Source organism: Streptomyces sp. PTY087I2 (assembly GCF_001687325.1).
GTDB lineage: Bacteria > Actinomycetota > Actinomycetes > Streptomycetales > Streptomycetaceae > Streptomyces.
Genome location: NZ_LZRD01000019.1, coordinates 114,572 through 130,964, shown reverse-complemented (window position 1 = coordinate 130,964; position 16,393 = coordinate 114,572). Strand labels below are relative to the sequence as shown.

Genomic DNA, 16,393 nt, shown 5'->3' with positions numbered 1-16,393 from the left:
CTGAAGTGGGCGCCCCCTAATCCCCCAGCACCGCTTGCATCACACTCTTCGCGATCGGGGCGCCCAGCCGGCCGCCCGAGATGTCCGAGCGGGAGATGTCCATGTCCGTCGGGTCGATGAACACGGCGACCGCGACCGAGCGGCCGTCGTCCTTCTTGCCGTAGCTGACGAACCAGCCGTACGGGACCTCGTCGCGGACGTTCACGCCGCGCTGGGCGGTGCCCGTCTTGCCGCCGACCGTGACACCGTCGATCAGGGCGCGCTGGGCGCTGCCCTCCTTCGCGGTGTGCTCCATCATCTCCTGGACCTTCTTCGCCGTCTCCGGCGAGACGGCCTGGCTCATCTCCATCGGCTCGTTCTTCTCCAGCGTGGAGAGGTCCGGGCCGCGCAGCTCGTCGACGATGTAGGGCTGCATCAGCTTGCCGTCGTTGGCGAGGGCCGCCGTGACCATCGCCATCTGCATCGGGGTGCTGGTCAGGCTGCCCTGGCCCATGCCGGTGAGGGCCGTGCCGGGCTTGTCGAGCTTCGGCGGGTAGAGGCTCTTCGTGGCGAGCATGTCGCCGAACTCCTCCGCGTACACGTCCTCGTTGAAGCCGAACTTCTCCGCCGTCTCCCGCATCCGGTCCTCGCCCAGCTCGGCGGCCGCGTCGAGGAAGACGTTGTTGCAGGAGTACTGCATGGCGGTCTTCATCGACGCCTTGCTGCACACCGCGTCGCCCGCCTCGCTGCCGATCTTGTTCGTGGAGAGCGGCAGCGGGTACGGCGAGACGGCGTCCGTCCTGGCGTCCACGTCGGTGACGACACCGTGCTCCAGCGCCGCCGCGGCCGTGAGGATCTTGAAGGTCGAGCCGGGCGGGTACGTCTCACGCAGCGGGCGGTTGGCCAGCGGCTTGGCCTTCTTCTTCTCCAGTGCCGTGAAGCGGTCGCTCTCCTTGAACGAGATACCGGCGAAGACCTCGGGGTTGTACGAGGGCGTCGAGACCAGGGCCAGCACCTTCCCCGTGCTCGGATCCAGGGCGACGACCGCGCCCCGGGCGCCCAGGTCGGTCAGCCCCTGGTAGCCGGCCTTCTGCGCCTTGGCGTCGATCGTCGTGATCACGTCGCCGCCGCGCCGGGGCTGCCCCGTCAGGACGTCCTTGGCGTGCCGGAAGGCGAACCGGTCGTCCTGGCCGCTGAGGATGCTGTCGTACGTCCGCTCCAGCAGCGAGGTGCCCCGGGCCTGGGAGGCGTACCCGGTGACGGGCGCGTACATCGGACCGTCCTTGTAGGTCCGGCGGAACGCGTAGTCGCGGCTGTCGGTCTCCTTCGAGCCGGTGACCGCCTTGCCGCCGACGATGATGTCGCCGCGCGGGGTGGAGAACCGCTCGAACCGCACCCGGGCGTTGTGCTCGTGCTGGGCCAGCTCCTGACGGTCGACGTGCTGGAGCCAGTTCGCCCGCAGGAGCAGGGCCAGCACCAGCAGCCCGCAGAAGATGGCTATGTGCCGCAACGGCCTGTTCATTCGACTCCCCACCCGGGCGGGCCTCCGGCCCGCGTTGTGCGATCCCCGGTGAGTAAGGATGCCTTGTCCGCGGGTCCGGTTGCACCGATGGCCCCGGAGGGCCCCTTCTCAGAGGTACGCGGCGTACGCGTCCAGGGTCCGCAGCACCTCCGGTTCGTCCGCCGGGGGCAGCTGGAGCACGACCTCCTCGATGCCCAGCTCCGCGTAGTGGGCGAGCTTCCCGGGGCTCGGCTGAACCGCGTACGGCACCACCTGGAGGCTCTTCGGATCGCGCCCGGCCTCCTCCCACGCCGCCCGCAGCTTCGGCAGGGACTCCGTGAGACCCCCGCCCCCGATGGGCAGCCAGCCGTCCGCGTACTCCGCGATGTGCGCGAACAGCTTCGGGCCCGCCCCGCCGCCGATCAGCGTGCGCGGGCCGTTGACCGGGCCGCGCGGCCGCTGGAACGGCTTCGGGTGCGCCTCGCTCGCCTGCACCGACCCGAACGCGCCCGCGTACCCGGCCGGCTCGTCCGCCCACAGGGCCCGCATCAGCGCCATCCGGTCCCGGACCCGGTCCCGGCGCGTCGCCCACTCCACCCCGTGGTCGGCGGCCTCCTCGACGTTCCAGCCGTAGCCGACGCCGAGCGTGAACCGGCCGCCGGAGAGATGGTCCAGGGTGGCCGCCTGCTTGGCCAGGTCGATCGGGTCGTGCTGGGCGACCAGCGTGATGCCGGTGCCCAGGGCCAGGCGCTCGGTGACGGCGGCGGCCTGGCCGAGGGCGACGAACGGGTCCAGCGTGCGGCCGTACTCGCGGGGCAGGTCACCGCCCATCGGGTACGGCGTGCGGCGGCTCACCGGGATGTGCGTGTGCTCGGGCAGATACAGCCCGCCGAACCCCCGCTGCTCCAGCTCGCGGGCGAGCCTGACCGGGGTCACCGTCTCGTCGGTGAGGAAGATCGTGGTGGAAATCCGCATCGAAGCCACCTCCGTGACACCTCCGTGGTCGCCGTCGTTCCTACGGCGTCTTGTTACGTCGTCCTTCTGTACGTCGTCCGTGCGAAGCGCCAACGTAAGCCGTATGTCGGCGAAATCCGAGACCGTGACGGCCATGAACACCTCGACGAACACCGCGATGAACACCGCGATGAACACCGCCATGAACCGGCGCGGCCTCCTCGCCGCGACCGCCGCCACCGGCTTAACGTTGGCCCCCGTGAGCTTCGCCCGAGCCGAGGACCGCCCCGGGTCCGGCCCCGACGGCCCCCACCGCACCCGGACCGTACGCGGGACCCTGCCCGTCGGATCGCCCGACTATGTGTACCTTCCGGTCGAAGTCCCGCGCGGCGTGGCCGAGTTCGCCGTCTCCTACGCGTACGGCAAACCGCCCGTCCCGCCCGGCACGCAGGGCAACGCGCTCGACATCGGCCTCTTCGACGAACGCGGTACGGCCCTGGGCGGGCGCGGTTTCCGGGGCTGGTCCGGCGGGGCGCGCACCTCGTTCTTCGTCCGGGCCGACGACGCGACCCCCGGCTATCTCCCCGGCCCCGTACGCCCCGGAACCTGGCACATCGCCCTGGCCCCCTACACCGTCGCCCCCGAGGGCCTCCCGTACGAGGTGACCGTCACCCTCCGCTTCGGCGAACCGGCCCCCGCCCGCACCCCGGTCCACCCGCCCGAGCGGGCCAAGGGGCGCGGCCGGGCCTGGTACCGGGGCGACTGCCACGTCCACTCCGTCCACTCCGACGGGCGGCGCACCCCGGCCGAGGTCGCCGCCGCGGCGCGGGCCGCCGGGCTCGACTTCATCAACAGCAGCGAGCACAACACCACCTCCGCGCACGCCGCGTGGGAGGGGCTGTGGGGCGACGACCTGCTGATCCTGACCGGCGAGGAGATCACCACCCGCAACGGGCACGTCCTGGCCGTCGGCACCGACCCGGGCGTCTTCGTCGACTGGCGCTACCGGGCCCGCGACCACCGCTTCGGCCGGTACGCGCACCAGGTGCGGCGGGCCGGCGGGCTCGTCGTGCCCGCCCATCCGCACGCTACCTGCATCGGCTGCAACTGGAAGTTCGGCCTCGCGGAGGCGGACGCGGTCGAGGTGTGGAACGGGCCCTGGACCCCGGACGACGAGGTCGCCCTCGCCGAGTGGGACAACGCGCTGGTGACCGCCGTACGGAACGCGGACGACGGCGGCGACCGGCCGGGGCGCTGGCTCCCCGCGATGGGCAACAGCGACGCCCACCGCGAGCCGGACCAGGTCGGCCACCCGCAGACCGTCGTCCTGGCCGAGTCCCTGTCGCGGCGGGCGATCCTCGCGGGCATCCGGGCGGGCCGCTCCTACCTCGCCGAGTCCGCCGCCCTGACCCTGTCCTTCGCGGTGACGGACGGGCGGGGCGGGCACGCGGGCATCGGCGAGCGGCTGCGGGCGGCGGCGGACGCTCCCGTGACCGTACGGCTGGAGGTGTCGGGTGCGTCCGCCGACTGCACGGTGCGCCTGGTCACCGATCAGGGGGTCCTGCTGACCACCCCGCTGCCCGCGGCGGGCGCGGGCGTGGTGGAGTGGCGTACGACTCCCGCCCACGCGGCGTACGTGCGCGCCGAGGTCCGGCACGCACCGGCCGTTCCCGGGCTGCCGGGCGCGTTCGCGGCGCTCACCAATCCGGTCTTCCTCGACGCGAAGGCCGGTACGGCGGGCTGAGAGGCGGGAAGGGACGAAGCGCGCTCGGCGGGAGAGGCCGGGCGAAGAGGCCGGTGGAGAGGAGCGGGCATGGGACCGGGAGTGGGGCCGGGGCTGGGGTACTTCCTGCTGCCGGCGGGCGGCGCGCTGAGCCTGACCGGGGTGTTCACCGGCAACGGCACGCTGATCAGCCTGAGCTGGATCATGTGGGTGCTCGGGATCCTGCTGGTCCTGGGGAACCGTTACCGCCGCCCCGCCGATCCGCGCGCGCTGGCGGCCGCGGCCGCCGCCGGGGACGCGCGGGCGGTACGGGGGCTGCGGACGCTGGCCCTGACCGCGCGGGCCGAGGGGCGCCCCGACACGGCCGAGCGGCTGCTGCGGCAGGCCGTGAAGGCCGGTGACGTGGAGTCGATGTGGGAGCTGGGCCGCCTGGTCGAGCAGCGCGAGGGCCTGGCGGCGGCGGAGCCGTGGTTCCGGATGGCGGCGGAGCGCGGGCACGCGGTGGCCAAGCGGCTGTTCCGCCCGGGCGGCGCGCTGCACCCGGACGGGGCGGACCCGGCTCCGTAACTCCGTTGCGCCAGAACGACGTTACGCCGTTACGCCGTTACGCCGACGACTCCGTTACGCCAGTCCCAGCGCCGTCCTCGTCAGGAACGCGAGCCGGGCCGTCTTCTCCGGCTTCTGGATCTCCGGGCCCAGCTCGAACCCGATCCGGACCATCCGGGCGATCGCCTTCTCGTTGCGGGCGTCGGGCTCCACGATGACCCGCAGGTGGGCCGGGTCGCTGAAGACGTAGGCGATGAACGCGGTGAGCAGGGCCTCCGTGTACCCCTTCACCTCCCCTTCGCCCTCGGCGGGCCCGATCAGCAGGTGGACGCCGAAGTCCCCGGGCTGTACGTCGTAGCACTCGCCGACCGGGTCGGCGTCCGGCTCGTACGTCTGGAAGAGCGCGGCCGGGACCCCGTCGAGCAGAGCGAGGTAGGCGTGGTGCGTGGGCAGCGAGTCGACGAACTCGTAGATCTCGCGGACCTGTTCGCGGGTGTGGTCGGCCATGCCCCAGAAGCGGGACCGCTCTTCGGTGACCCAGCCGTGCAGCAGCTCGGCGTCGGCCGCCGGGACGACCGGGACCAGGCGGACGGTCCCGAAGCCCTCGATCTTCTGCTCGTGAACGGCCGGGCGGAGTGCGGGGGCGATGGGTTCGTCAGTGGTCATGGCGGGGTTCTCCTCGGGATGGTGCGTCGTGCGGTGAAGCGTCGTGCGGTGCAGCAGGTTCCAGTCCGTGACGACCGGGGCGAGTTCGCCGCGTACCCACAGGGGCGTCTGGTCGCGGTGGTGGGCGGACCCGGGGATGCCGGACGCGCCGAACGGGACCGCCCACCGGCTGTCCTCGCGGCGGGCCAGGTCCCAGACATACCGGGCGGCCGGGCCCCGGGCGAACAGGTCGGTGACGCCGGGGACGCTGGAGGTGGACAGCACGCAGTCGTGGTCGCCCGCGACGCCCGGCCGGATCGCCTCCTCGTCGGGCGTGACGCCCGGAAGGGCCTGCCAGGGGGACAGCCGGTGCAGCTCGCCCCACGGGGCGGGCGGGGTCTCCTCGGCCGCCGCCGCGACGGCCTCGGCCGAGGCGGCGACGAGCGCCAACCGGTCCTCGTACGGCAGGAGTCCGACGGTGAGCAGGCTCTCCAGGGCGTAGCCGATCCGGGGGACGGCGGCGAGCCAGGGGCGGAAGAGGGCGGGGTAGGCGGCCGAACGCCAGGGGTCGTCCTCGCCCGTGACGCCCTTCAGCGCGGGGTGGGCGGCCAGCCGGTGGACGACGTCGGTGCGCAGGCGGGCGTAGAGGGTCGCGTCGGTGCTGTCCGCGTCCATGTGGCGGTCCCAGCGCAGCAGCCGGTCCCGGAGACGTTCGGCGGCGGGGCCGAGGCCGGGGGCCCAGGCGAGCAGGGACAGCAGTCGGCGGGAAGAGGCGAGGCGGGTGTCGGTGTGGACGGCGGCCTGGGCGTCGGGGGTCCAGCCGGTGCCCGCGCCGAGCAACTCCCGTATCCGGCGGGCCCGGTGAGGGGGTGCGAACTCGACGCCGAGCGGGGCGGCGAGGCCGCGCTCGTTGGCCATGACCGCGATTCCGCCCGAGCCGTCGGAGCCGTCCACCTCGGTACGGGGCAGGGGGACGGCCTCGCCCTCGCGCCAGGCGTACGCCGGGTCCTCGGCGGGAACGACCCGCAGCCGGTTGGCGTACGGGCGCACGGGGACGTACCCGGCGACCCGGTGGAGGGTGTCCCCGGCGGTGTCGGCGGCCAGGACCACGTTGACGGGTTCGACCCAGCGGTCGAGGGCGGTGTCGACGTCGCCGACCGTACGGGCCCGGAGCAGCGCGGGCAGCACGTCGAAGCCGAGCTCGCCGGTGACACGGGGCGGGTAGCGGAGGCTGATGAAAGGGCCGTCAGCGGCCTCGCCGGGCCGGGAGCGGGTGCCATCGGCCGACAGGAGCGCACGGGCCGCCTCACCGTCGGCCACGTCCCCGATGATCACCGGCCCCCGGTCCGTCTCGATCACCTCGACCCGCTCCGGCTCCGCCCCCGCCACCTCGATCGTCTCGGTGTGGGCGTGGGCCCGGTACCAGCCGTCCGGGCCGAGCGCCTCCACTCCGCCGTCCGGCGTGCGGTGCAACCGCTCCCGGTAGAGGTCCTGGTAGTCGGCCATGGCGTTGGTGATCGCCCAGGCGACATGGCCGGTGTGGCCGAAGTGGGCGATGCCGGGGATGCCCGGGACGGCGAGGCCGACGACGTCGAACTCGGGGCAGGCGAGGCGGATCTGCTGGTAGACGCCGGGGTTCTCGATGAAGCGGTGCGGGTCGCCCGCGACGAGCGGGGCTCCGGTGGCGGTGCGGGCGCCGGTGAGCAGCCAGCCGTTGCTGCCCGCCGTGCCGGGGCCGTCGGTGGCGAAGAGGGTCATCCGGTCCTCGCCGAGCCGGCGGGCCACCTCTTCGCGCCAGAGTTTGGTCGGGAACCCCGCGAACAGGATGTGGGTGGAGAGCCAGACGCCCAGCGGGGTCCAGGGCTCCCAGCGGCCGGGCGCGAGGCCCACGGCGGCGAACTCGGGTGCCCGCTCGGCCCCTTCGGCAAGGCCCTCGTTGACGCCGTCGACGTACGCCGTCACCCAGGCGGCGGTCTCCGGCGCGAGGTGGTCGAAGCAGCGGCGGGCGGTGTCGGCGATCCGGGCCCGCCGGACGAACCGGTCCCAGTCGACGGCTTCCGCGCCGAGGTGGGAGGCGCTGGTACCGAGCACCCGGTGCCGTTCGGTCTCCAGCTGCCAGGCCCGGTCGAGGGCGGTGGCGTGACCCTGGGCGCGGGCCAGCGCGAGGGCGTCGGCGGCCCGCAGATGGGGGATTCCCCAGTCGTCCCGGAAGAGTTCGTAGCCCACGGCCCCCTGCGCCCGATCGGGTCTCTCGCCAGGTCTCTCGCTGTCGACGTCAGCGGTCATCGCTCTGCCCATCCCCTGTTCCCGGTGGTTTTCAGCCACTCCCCAGCCCCCGAGATTTAGGTTAGCCTAACCTAAAGAGACCCTTTGGGCAGTGGGCCGGGGCGGCAGGAGAGGGTGGGGAGCACCGTGGGACATGGCTGGGAAGGCGTCGTTCTCAAACTGTTCCGGGGACGGGATTTCACGTTCACCGTGACCGGTGCCGAGCAAGTCACCGACCGCTTCCGCCGGGTGCACCTGACGGACGGCGGGCTGCTCGCCGCGACCGGCGGGGCGCACCCCACGATGTGGGTGCGGCTCTGGTTCGAGAAGTCCGGCAAACCGCATCAGCGCGCCTACACCCTCGTCGACCCGGACCCCGAGGCCGGAACCTTCAGTCTGGAATTCGCCCTTCACGAGGGCCCCGCCTGCGACTGGGCGAAGACGGCCGAGGCGGGCGACACGATCGACGCGACGCTCCAGGGCACCGGCTTCACGCTGCCCGACCCCGCGCCGAAGCGGCTCTTCGTGATCGGTGACGCGGCGGCGCTGCCCGCGATCAACTCCCTGCTCGACGCGATCCCGTCGACCCCGGCGACGATCTGGTTCGAGACCGCGCACGAGGAGGACCGGAAACTGCCGTTCCGCCTCGACGAGGCCCACCACACCCTGCACCACGTGGAGCGCCGCGAGGCGGGCGCACACCTGGTCGCCGAGGTGAAGGCGGCCCTGCCGGAGGCGCTGGGCGCGGACCACTCGGACGCGTACGTCTGGGTCGCCTGCGACACGTCGACGACCCGGACCCTGTCGACGTACCTCCGCAAGGAGCTGGGCCTGCCCAAGGACCGGGTGAACGCGCTGGGTTACTGGCGGCCGTAAGACCCGGGAGGCCACCACGGAGCGGCCCCGGCGAGCAAGAACGCCGGGGCCTTTGCGCACCCGTGAACCGCAGCGACTACGCGTCCGTGGACCGCAGCGACCTGCGCAGCAGCACCCCGCCGATCCCCACCAGGCTCGGGAAGCCGCTCTTCGGCATGGCGACCGTGCCCACCGCGCCGACGGCGGCCAGGACGACGCCCGCCGCGCGCTGGGCCGGCAGGTCCCCGTGCTCCTCGGCCGAGCGCAGCAGCCGGCCGCCGAGCCACAGCGTGGGGGTGGCGGCCAGAAACCAGAAAGCGGCGGCCCGGTCGCCCCGGTCGGGGACGGAGCCGAGGACGGGCCCCCGCCCGATGTCGGCGAACACATCGCGGTAGATCACCGCCCCGATCGCGCCATGAGCGATTCCGACCACCTGGAGCAGGCGTCCCGCCGAAGCTCGTGTCATGACCTCATCGTACGAGCGGACCGCCCGCGACCGAGGCCCCGCCCCGCCGCGCCCTCAGTCCTCGACCACCAGCGCCGGGGTCTCCTTCGTCAGTACCTCGCCCCGGAAGAACGCCGGGCTGCGGCGCTCCATCGCGACCATCAGGACCACGCCGAGGAGCAGCAGCCCCACCCCGATGACGAACACCGAGCCGACGCCGAACACCGAGGAGCCGGAGCCGTACGCCGGGTCCCACATGTCGTAGAGGGTCTTGGCGAAGACGGCGGCGAGCAGGATGCCGCCGAGCAGCGGGAAGAGGCCCTTGAAGACCAGGTCCCGGGCGGAGCGGGTCAGTTCGGCCCGGAAGTACCAGGCGCAGGCGAAGGCGGTCAGCGCGTAGTAGAAGCAGATCATGAGGCCGAGCGCGTAGATGGTGTCGATCAGCACGTGCTCGCTGACCAGCGTCATCACGGTGTAGAAGACGCCGGTGCCGATGCCCGCCACGACCGTCGCCCGGCCGGGCGTCTTGAAGCGGGGGTGGACCTTGGCGTACGAGGCCGGCATCGCCTCGTACGTCGACATCGCGAGGACCGTGCGGGCGACCGGGATGAACGTGGTCTGGAGGCTGGCGGCGGCCGAGGCGAGGACGGCGACGAAGAGCAGCACGCCGAGCCCGGAGCCCATGACCGGCCCGGCGAGCGCGGCGAAGACGTTCTCGCCGGTGCCCGGGTTGGCGAGGCCGAGCCCGGTGGTGCCGGAGCCGACGGCCATCTGGGCGGCGACGGCGGTGGCCAGGTAGGAGCCGACCAGGACGACCATGGCGATGAGCGCGGCGCGGCCGGGGGTCCTGTCGCTGCCGGTGGTCTCCTCGTTGGCGGTCAGACAGGTGTCCCAGCCCCAGAACATGAAGATGGAGAGGGAGAGTCCGGCCGTGAAGGCGGCGAAGGACTGGACGGCGAACGGGTTGAGCCAGGACCAGGAGAAGTCGAGCGAGGTGGCGAAGTCCGCGCCGCCGCTGCCGGCCTTGTCCAGGGCCATCGTCACGAACAGCGCGAGGACGGCGAGCTGGAGGGCGACCAGGGTGTACTGGATGCCCTTGGTGGCGGTCATCCCCCGGTAGCTGATCGCGGTGGCGGCGGCGATCAGGGCGAGGCAGGTGCCGATGTGGACGAGCTTGTTGTCGTCCAGGGCGGCGATCGCGGGGCTGCCCGTGACCTCGCCCGCCAGCAGCCAGAAGAACGAGGTGGCGACGCCCGCCAGGTTGGACAGCACGATGATCGTCGCGATGACGAGGCCCCAGCCGCACATCCAGCCGACGCGCGGGCCGAACGCCTTCACCGTCCAGGTGAAGGAGGTGCCGCAGTCGGGCATCGCCTTGTTCAGCTCGCGGTAGGCGAACGCGACGAGCAGCATCGGCAGGAACCCGGCCAGGAAGACGGCGGGCATCTGTACGCCGACCTCGCCGGCGGTGGAGCCGAGCGTGGAGGTCAGGCAGTAGACGGGGGCGACGGTGGAGATGCCGATGACGGCACTGCCCGTCAGCCCGACGGAGTTCCCGCCGAGCCCTTTGCCGCGTACGCCGCCGCTGCCCGTGCCACCGTCGGCCGGGGCGCTTCCCCGTACCGTGTCTCCGGCCCGTGGCCGCGCGTCCAGCTGAGTCATGAGAAGGACGCTATGCGCTGCGATATCCACATCCGGAGCGTGAGACTCCAACGTCTCACCCTTGGATACAGTAGCCAATCCCCCGTGAACACCTCATCAATTCAAGGTCACATTCGCGTGAAACCTTGCAATGCATGACGCTTGGCCGAGCGCGACGACGTACGGTAACCGTAGCCCTGTCCGTTTTGGGCGGGTTCAAAATTTTCCCGCGCCCCTTCGAAGCAGCTTCGCCGCCGCTCCTCCACAGGCTCAGCCGGGCCAGACGATCGCCTGTGTCTCGCTGTAGGCGTGCAGGGCGTACGAGCCCACGTCCCGCCCCACCCCGCTCTTCTTGAACCCGCCGAACGGGGCCTCCATGTTCCGCCCGACCGTGTTGACGCCGACCCCGCCCGCCCGCAGCCGCCGGGCGACGCGGAAGGCGCGGGCGACATCGCCGGACCAGACGTAGTCGATGAGGCCGTAGTCGCTGTCGTTGGCCAGCGCGATGCCTTCCTCCTCGTCGTCGAAGGGGACGACCACGACGACCGGGCCGAAGATCTCCTCGCGGACGACCCGCATGTCAGGGGTGCAGTCGGTGAGGAGGGTGGGGGCCACGTAGAAGCCCCGGTCCAGGTGGGCGGGGCGGGCGCCGCCCGCGACGACCCGCGCGCCTTCCTTCCGGCCCAGCTCCACGTATGCCTCGACGCGGTCGCGGTGGGCGGCGGAGATGACCGGGCCGACGACCGTGGCCCGGTCGGCGGGGTCCCCGACGGTGAGTGCGTTGGCGTACGCGGCGAGCCGGGCGATCAGCTCGTCGTGCCGGGACCGGTGGACCAGGACGCGGGTCGGAGCCGTACAGATCTGTCCGCTGTAGAAGGAGAAGGTGGTCCCGATCCCCGCGACCGCCGAGTCCAGGTCGGCGTCCTCCAGGACCAGCGCGGCACCCTTCCCGCCCAGCTCCATCAGCTGCCGCTTCATCCCACGCCCGCACACCTCCGCGATGCGCTGCCCGACGGCGGTGGAGCCGGTGAAGCTGACCATGTCGACGTCCGGTGAGTCGACGGCCGCCTCACCGGCCGCCGCTCCCGACCCGGTGACGACGTTGACCACCCCCGGCGGAACACCTGCCTCCGCGAGGGCGGCGGCCATCCGGAGGACGGAGAGCGGGTCCTGCGGGGCCGGCTTCACGACGACCGTGTTGCCCATCGCGAGCGCGGGCGCGATCTTGCCCGCCGGGTTGGCCCAGGGGTTGTTGTACGAGGTGATGCAGGTGACCACGCCGACCGGCTGGCGGACGGCCAGCGCCCCGAAGATCCCGGCCCGCCCCATCGGGCCGGCCTCGTTGACCTGGGGTGCGACGGCCTCCTCGACCGGCTCCAGCGCGCCGCGCGCGTACCGCCGGAAGCGGGCGATGCCCACCCCCACCTGCATCCCCCGGGCGGTGGAGGCGGTGGCTCCGCTCTCCCGCCGGGCGATGTCGGCGTGGGCGGCGAAGTCGCGCCGGACGATGTCGGCCGTACGGTCCAGGATCGCGGCGCGCTCCTCGGGCCGGGTCCGCGACCAGGCCGGGAAGGCCGCTTTCGCCGCGGCCGCGGCCTCGTACACCTGGGCGCGGCTCGCCTCGGGGGCGAGGCCGACGACCTCCTCGGTGGCGGGGTCGACGACTTCGTAGTGCCCGTCGGCGGGCTCGGCCCACTCCCCGCCGATGAACAGCCGCTCGGGCGCCTGGCTCACGCGGTCCTCACCGTCCGGGTGTCGCGGCCCGAGCGCAGCACCGTCCCCGGCACGGCACCCGTCACCTTGTCGTCGCGCAGGGTCTCGACGCCGTTGACGCGTACGGAGACGATCCCGATGGCCTTGGAGTCCAGGCGCGGGCTGTCCCCCGGCAGGTCGTGGACGAGGGTGGCGGGTCCGGCGTCGATGCGTTCGGGGTCGAAGAGGACGAGGTCGGCGTGGAAGCCCTCCTCGATCCGGCCGCGTTCGCGCAGCCCGAAGAGCCGGGCGGGGTCGTCGGTGAGCATCTTGACGGCGGCGGCCAGCGGGACGAGCTTGCGCCCGCGCAGACAGTCGCCGAGGAAGCGGGTGGTGTACGGGGCCCCGCACATCCGGTCCAGGTGCGCGCCCGCGTCGGAGCCGCCGAGCATGACGTCCTCGTGCTCCCAGGTGCGTTGGCGCAGCGCCCAGGAGTCGGGGTCGTTGTCGGTGGGCATCGGCCACAGGACCGTACGCAGGTCGTCGGCGGCGCAGATCTCCACCAGGCAGTGGAACGGGTCCTGGCCGCGCTCGGCCGCGATGTCGTCGACGACGCGCCCGCTGAGCCCTTCGTTGGCGGCGCTGTAGGTGTCCCCGATGACGTACCGCCCGAAGTTCGCCAGCCGCCGGAAGACCCCGGCCTCCTTGCTGTCGGCGCGGCGCAGCATCTCGGCGCGGGTGGCGGGGTCCCGGAGGCGTTCGATGCGCTCGGGGACGGGGAGGGCGAGGATGTCGCCCCAGCCGGGGATGAGGTTGAGGGCGCAGAAGGTGCCGAGCGACATGTTCATGGGCGTGAGGATCGGCATGGTGAGCGCCACGATCCGGCCGCCGGCCGCGCGGGCGCGTTCGCTCGGTATCAGCTGGCGCGGTACGCGTTCGGGGACGGCGGCGTCGATGGTGAGGACGTTCCAGTTGAGCGGGCGTCCGGCGGCGGCGGTCATGTCGACGAGGAGGTCGATCTCCTCGTCGGAGAACTGGTCCAGGCACCCGGCGACGATCGCTTCGAGCTGCGTCCCCTCGTGCTCGCCGACCGCGCGGGACAGGGCGAGCAGTTCCTCGGGGCGGGCGTGCCGGGAGGCGACGGGTTCGCCGTCGCCGTCGGAGTGGGTGGCGGACTGGGTGGTGGAGAGCCCCCAGGCCCCGGCGTCCATCGCGTCGTGGAAGAGCACGAGCATGGCGTCCAGTTGGGCGGGGGTCGGCTGCCCGCCGACGGCGTCCGCGCCCATGACGTGTCGCCGCAGGGCGCAGTGCCCGACCATGAACCCGGCGTTGACGGCGATGCGCCCTTCGAGGGCGTCGAGGTATTCGCGGAAGGTGGACCAGGTCCAGTCGACGCCCTCCTCCAGGGCTTTGAGGGCCATCCCCTCCACCCGCGACATCATCCGCCGCGTGTAGTCGGCGTCCTCGGGCCGGTCGGGGTGCAGGGGCGCGAGGGTGAAGCCGCAGTTGCCGCCCGCGACGGTGGTGACGCCGTGGTTCATGGAGGGGGTGGCGTAGGGGTCCCAGAAGAGCTGGGCGTCGTAGTGGGTGTGCGGGTCGACGAACCCGGGGGCGAGGACGAGCCCGTCGGCGTCCTCGCTGGTGACGGCCTCTTCGGTGATCGTCCCCGGCTCGGCGATGACGGCGATGCGGCCGCCGCGGATGCCGACGTCGGCGGTGTACGCGGGCCCGCCGGTGCCGTCCACGACGGTCGCGCGGCGGATGAGGTGGTCGAGCATGACGGAGTCCCTTCTCGTGGGCTACTTCTCCGGGTGGGACAGCCGGGGTACGCACGCTTTCGGCCGCGGTACGTACCCCGGCTCACAGGGCGACGGTCCGGGAAGACGCCGCCCGGCTCATCGGCGGGGGCTCCGCCCCACACCCCCGCTCCTCAATCGCCGGAGGGGCTGGGTGGTCAAGCCCCTCCGGCTTGGAGCGGGGCAAATCCAGCCCGGCCGGGGGAAGACCCAGCCTCGCCGGCGTTTGAGGCGGATCTTTCAGCCCCTCCGGCGATTGAGGAGCGGGGTCCGGGGCAGAGCCCCGAATCAGTTCGCGGCCGCAGCCCGGAACCGCGAGGTCCGATGCACGGGATCCGTATCGATCCGCGGAATCACATGCTCCCCGATCAGCCGGATCGTCGTCATCGTGTCCTCCGGACTGATCCCGATCGGCAGCCCGAAGCTCAACTGATCCGCCCCCGCCCGATCCCACCGCCGGCACTGCTTCAGCACCTCATCCGGATCACCGCAGATCATCAGCTCCTCCGCGATGAGCAGCTCCACGATCTCCTCGGTGTACTCGGGAAGAAGCTCCGGCCACTCCGGAATCCCCTCCGGCCGCGGAAACGTGTCGTGGTAGCGGAACAGCAGCGACTGGAGGTAGTTCAGCCCCCCGCCCACCGCGATCTCCACCGCCTTCGCGTGCGTCTCGGCGCAGATCGCCGTCGACGTCACCATCACGTTGTCGTTGACGAACGCCCCCACCGGCTCCGCGTCCTTGACCGCGTTCTTGTAGGACTCGACGACCCACTCCATGTCGGAGACCTTCTGCACGCTGAAGCCCAGCACGCCGAGCCCCTTCTTCCCCGCCATGGCGTACGAGGACGGCGACCCGGCCGCGTACCACATGGCCGGGTGCGCACCCCCGTACGGCTTCGGCAGGACCTTGCGCGGCGGCAGCGACCAGTGCTTGCCCTGGAAGCCGACGTACTCGTCCTGGAGCCACATCCTGGGGAACTCGGCGATCGTCTCCTCCCACAGCTCCTTCGTGTGGTTCATGTCGGTGATGCCCGGCATGAACCCGAGGATCTCGTGGCTGCCCGCACCCCGCCCGGTGCCGAACTCGAAGCGCCCTTCGGAGAGATGGTCGAGCATCGCGACCTTCTCGGCGACCTTCACCGGGTGGTTGACGGGCGCGAGCGGGTTGAAGATGCCGGAGCCGAGATGAATGCGCTCGGTGGCGTGCGCGAGATAGCCGAGGTACACGTCGTTGGCGGAGAGGTGCGAGTACTCCTCCAGGAAGTGGTGCTCGGAGGCCCAGGCGTACTTGAAGCCGGACTTGTCCGCCTGGATGACGTACTCGGTCTCCTCGATCAGCGCCTTGTGCTCTGCCTCGGGGTCCACCTTGGCACGCGCGGCGGGCACGTACCCCTGGACAAAGAGCCCGAATTCCACGGAGGTTCACCGTCCTCAAGTTTTCCCGACGACTTATCTGACGATCCGTCAGATAGCGATGCGACCGACTGTTCCACCACGGCCGCGCCCCGTCAATAGCTGACGCCCAGTCAGGCAGGTTGCTTCGGAGTGGTCAGAAAGGACTGACGCCCGCCAGCCACCCCCCGTCCACGACGAACGGCTGACCGGTGATGTACGAGGAGTCGTCGCAGGTCAGGAACAGCACCAGCGCGGCGACCTCCTCGGGCCGCCCGATCCGGCCCATCGGGAGGAGCTCGCGGTAGTACGCCTCCAAGGCCGTGCTCGACGCGGTCAGGTCGGCGTCCGGGTCCAGCAGGGCCGGGTTGCTCATCGCGGTGTCGACGGCCCCCGGACAGACGGCGTTGACCCGGACCCCCTTGCCCGCGAGCTCCATGGCGGCGACCTTGGTGAGCCCCAGCACCGCGTGCTTGGTCGCGGCGTACGCGCCGACCAGCGGCATCCCGGTCAGACCGGTGTACGAGGACGTGTTGACGATCGTCCCGCCGCCCGCGGCCTCGATCTCCGGCGCGACGGCCCGGATCCCGAGGAAGGCTCCGGTCATGTTGACCCGCACCACCTGCTCGAACTCCGCCAGCGGGGTGTTGACCAGTTCGTTGAAGCGCAGGATGCCCGCGTTGTTGACCAGCCCGTCGATCTTCCCGAAGGTGTCCTTGGACGCGGAGACGGCGGCGGCCCAGTCCTCCTCGTCGCCGACGTCCAGCCGCACGAACCGAGCGACGTCCGCCCCGGCTTCCTCCCTCAACTCCTTGGCGAGTGCCTCCCCTTGCTCGACCAGCACATCGGCGACGACGACCCGCGCCCCCTCGGCCGCGAAGAGCCGCGCCTCCTGCTCGCCCTGTCCGCGCGCCGCCCCGGTGACGAGGACGACCCGCCCGTCCAGCTTGCCCATGGCG

At 72.1% G+C, this 16,393-nt stretch carries 12 protein-coding genes; 3 read left to right on the top strand and 9 right to left on the bottom strand.

The features are described from left to right. Positions 1-16 precede the first annotated feature (16 nt). Both A3Q37_RS21465 and A3Q37_RS21460 read right to left on the bottom strand, forming a co-directional pair. Positions 17-1,501, bottom strand: a complete 1,485-nt coding sequence (locus tag A3Q37_RS21465; protein WP_065487126.1) for a penicillin-binding protein 2 — start codon at positions 1,499-1,501, stop codon at positions 17-19. A 108-nt stretch (positions 1,502-1,609) separates the two neighbouring features. Next, positions 1,610-2,455 (bottom strand): LLM class F420-dependent oxidoreductase, encoded by an 846-nt coding sequence (locus A3Q37_RS21460; RefSeq protein ID WP_065487406.1) that lies wholly within the window; start codon positions 2,453-2,455, stop codon positions 1,610-1,612. 169 nt (positions 2,456-2,624) lie between these two features. Between A3Q37_RS21460 and A3Q37_RS21455 the strand changes: the two genes are divergently transcribed. Both A3Q37_RS21455 and A3Q37_RS21450 read left to right on the top strand, forming a co-directional pair. Continuing rightward, on the top strand, positions 2,625-4,178 hold the full coding sequence (locus A3Q37_RS21455) for a CehA/McbA family metallohydrolase (protein WP_107471574.1): 1,554 nt from the start codon (positions 2,625-2,627) through the stop codon (positions 4,176-4,178). Positions 4,179-4,247: 69 nt separating this feature from the next. Beyond that, positions 4,248-4,724, top strand: a complete 477-nt coding sequence (locus tag A3Q37_RS21450) for a sel1 repeat family protein (protein ID WP_065487122.1) — start codon at positions 4,248-4,250, stop codon at positions 4,722-4,724. Between the two features lie 54 nt (positions 4,725-4,778). Here A3Q37_RS21450 and A3Q37_RS21445 read toward each other — a convergent pair whose 3' ends face one another. After that, a complete protein-coding gene (locus tag A3Q37_RS21445; RefSeq protein ID WP_079137912.1) occupies positions 4,779-7,634 on the bottom strand; it encodes a GNAT family N-acetyltransferase in 2,856 nt (951 codons plus the stop codon). Positions 7,635-7,760: 126 nt separating this feature from the next. On the opposite strand from A3Q37_RS21445, the gene A3Q37_RS21440 reads away from it, so the two are divergent. Next, a complete protein-coding gene (locus tag A3Q37_RS21440) occupies positions 7,761-8,489 on the top strand; it encodes a siderophore-interacting protein (RefSeq protein WP_065487405.1) in 729 nt (242 codons plus the stop codon). A 76-nt stretch (positions 8,490-8,565) separates the two neighbouring features. Here the strand turns inward: A3Q37_RS21440 and A3Q37_RS21435 are convergent, their stop codons facing one another. The 6 genes from A3Q37_RS21435 to A3Q37_RS21410 all read right to left on the bottom strand — a co-directional run bounded on the left by A3Q37_RS21435 (position 8,566) and on the right by A3Q37_RS21410 (position 16,389). Continuing rightward, positions 8,566-8,934, bottom strand: a complete 369-nt coding sequence (locus tag A3Q37_RS21435; RefSeq protein WP_065487118.1) for a DUF6463 family protein — start codon at positions 8,932-8,934, stop codon at positions 8,566-8,568. Positions 8,935-8,988: 54 nt separating this feature from the next. Beyond that, positions 8,989-10,575: an APC family permease gene (locus A3Q37_RS21430; RefSeq protein WP_065487112.1), complete on the bottom strand. Its 1,587-nt coding sequence runs from the start codon at positions 10,573-10,575 to the stop codon at positions 8,989-8,991. Positions 10,576-10,824: 249 nt separating this feature from the next. Beyond that, positions 10,825-12,288 carry an aldehyde dehydrogenase family protein gene (locus tag A3Q37_RS21425; RefSeq protein ID WP_065487107.1) on the bottom strand — a complete coding sequence of 488 codons (1,464 nt, stop codon included), beginning with the start codon at positions 12,286-12,288 and terminating at the stop codon, positions 10,825-10,827. Further along, complete coding sequence (locus tag A3Q37_RS21420; RefSeq protein ID WP_065487103.1) at positions 12,285-14,024, bottom strand: amidohydrolase family protein; 1,740 nt, start codon at positions 14,022-14,024, stop codon at positions 12,285-12,287. The genes A3Q37_RS21425 and A3Q37_RS21420 overlap by 4 nt, the downstream gene beginning before the upstream one ends. Before the next feature lie 306 nt (positions 14,025-14,330). Next, the gene (locus A3Q37_RS21415) at positions 14,331-15,458 is read right to left on the bottom strand and encodes an LLM class flavin-dependent oxidoreductase (RefSeq protein WP_065487100.1); all 1,128 of its coding nucleotides are present in this window, start codon (positions 15,456-15,458) and stop codon (positions 14,331-14,333) included. Positions 15,459-15,591: 133 nt separating this feature from the next. After that, a complete protein-coding gene (locus A3Q37_RS21410; RefSeq protein ID WP_065487098.1) occupies positions 15,592-16,389 on the bottom strand; it encodes an SDR family NAD(P)-dependent oxidoreductase in 798 nt (265 codons plus the stop codon). Positions 16,390-16,393: the final 4 nt, after the last annotated feature.

What these genes read in the sequence shown, in the direction of transcription:
- A3Q37_RS21445 (WP_079137912.1), bottom strand. Translation starts at nt 7,634, where the DNA reads ATGACCGCTGACGTCGACAGCGAGAGACCTGGCGAGAGACCCGATCGG.
- A3Q37_RS21450 (WP_065487122.1), top strand. Translation starts at nt 4,248, where the DNA reads ATGGGACCGGGAGTGGGGCCGGGGCTGGGGTACTTCCTGCTGCCGGCG.
- A3Q37_RS21465 (WP_065487126.1), bottom strand. Translation starts at nt 1,501, where the DNA reads ATGAACAGGCCGTTGCGGCACATAGCCATCTTCTGCGGGCTGCTGGTG.
- A3Q37_RS21430 (WP_065487112.1), bottom strand. Translation starts at nt 10,575, where the DNA reads ATGACTCAGCTGGACGCGCGGCCACGGGCCGGAGACACGGTACGGGGA.
- A3Q37_RS21410 (WP_065487098.1), bottom strand. Translation starts at nt 16,389, where the DNA reads ATGGGCAAGCTGGACGGGCGGGTCGTCCTCGTCACCGGGGCGGCGCGC.
- A3Q37_RS21435 (WP_065487118.1), bottom strand. Translation starts at nt 8,934, where the DNA reads ATGACACGAGCTTCGGCGGGACGCCTGCTCCAGGTGGTCGGAATCGCT.
- A3Q37_RS21420 (WP_065487103.1), bottom strand. Translation starts at nt 14,024, where the DNA reads ATGCTCGACCACCTCATCCGCCGCGCGACCGTCGTGGACGGCACCGGC.
- A3Q37_RS21460 (WP_065487406.1), bottom strand. Translation starts at nt 2,455, where the DNA reads ATGCGGATTTCCACCACGATCTTCCTCACCGACGAGACGGTGACCCCG.
- A3Q37_RS21455 (WP_107471574.1), top strand. Translation starts at nt 2,625, where the DNA reads ATGAACACCGCCATGAACCGGCGCGGCCTCCTCGCCGCGACCGCCGCC.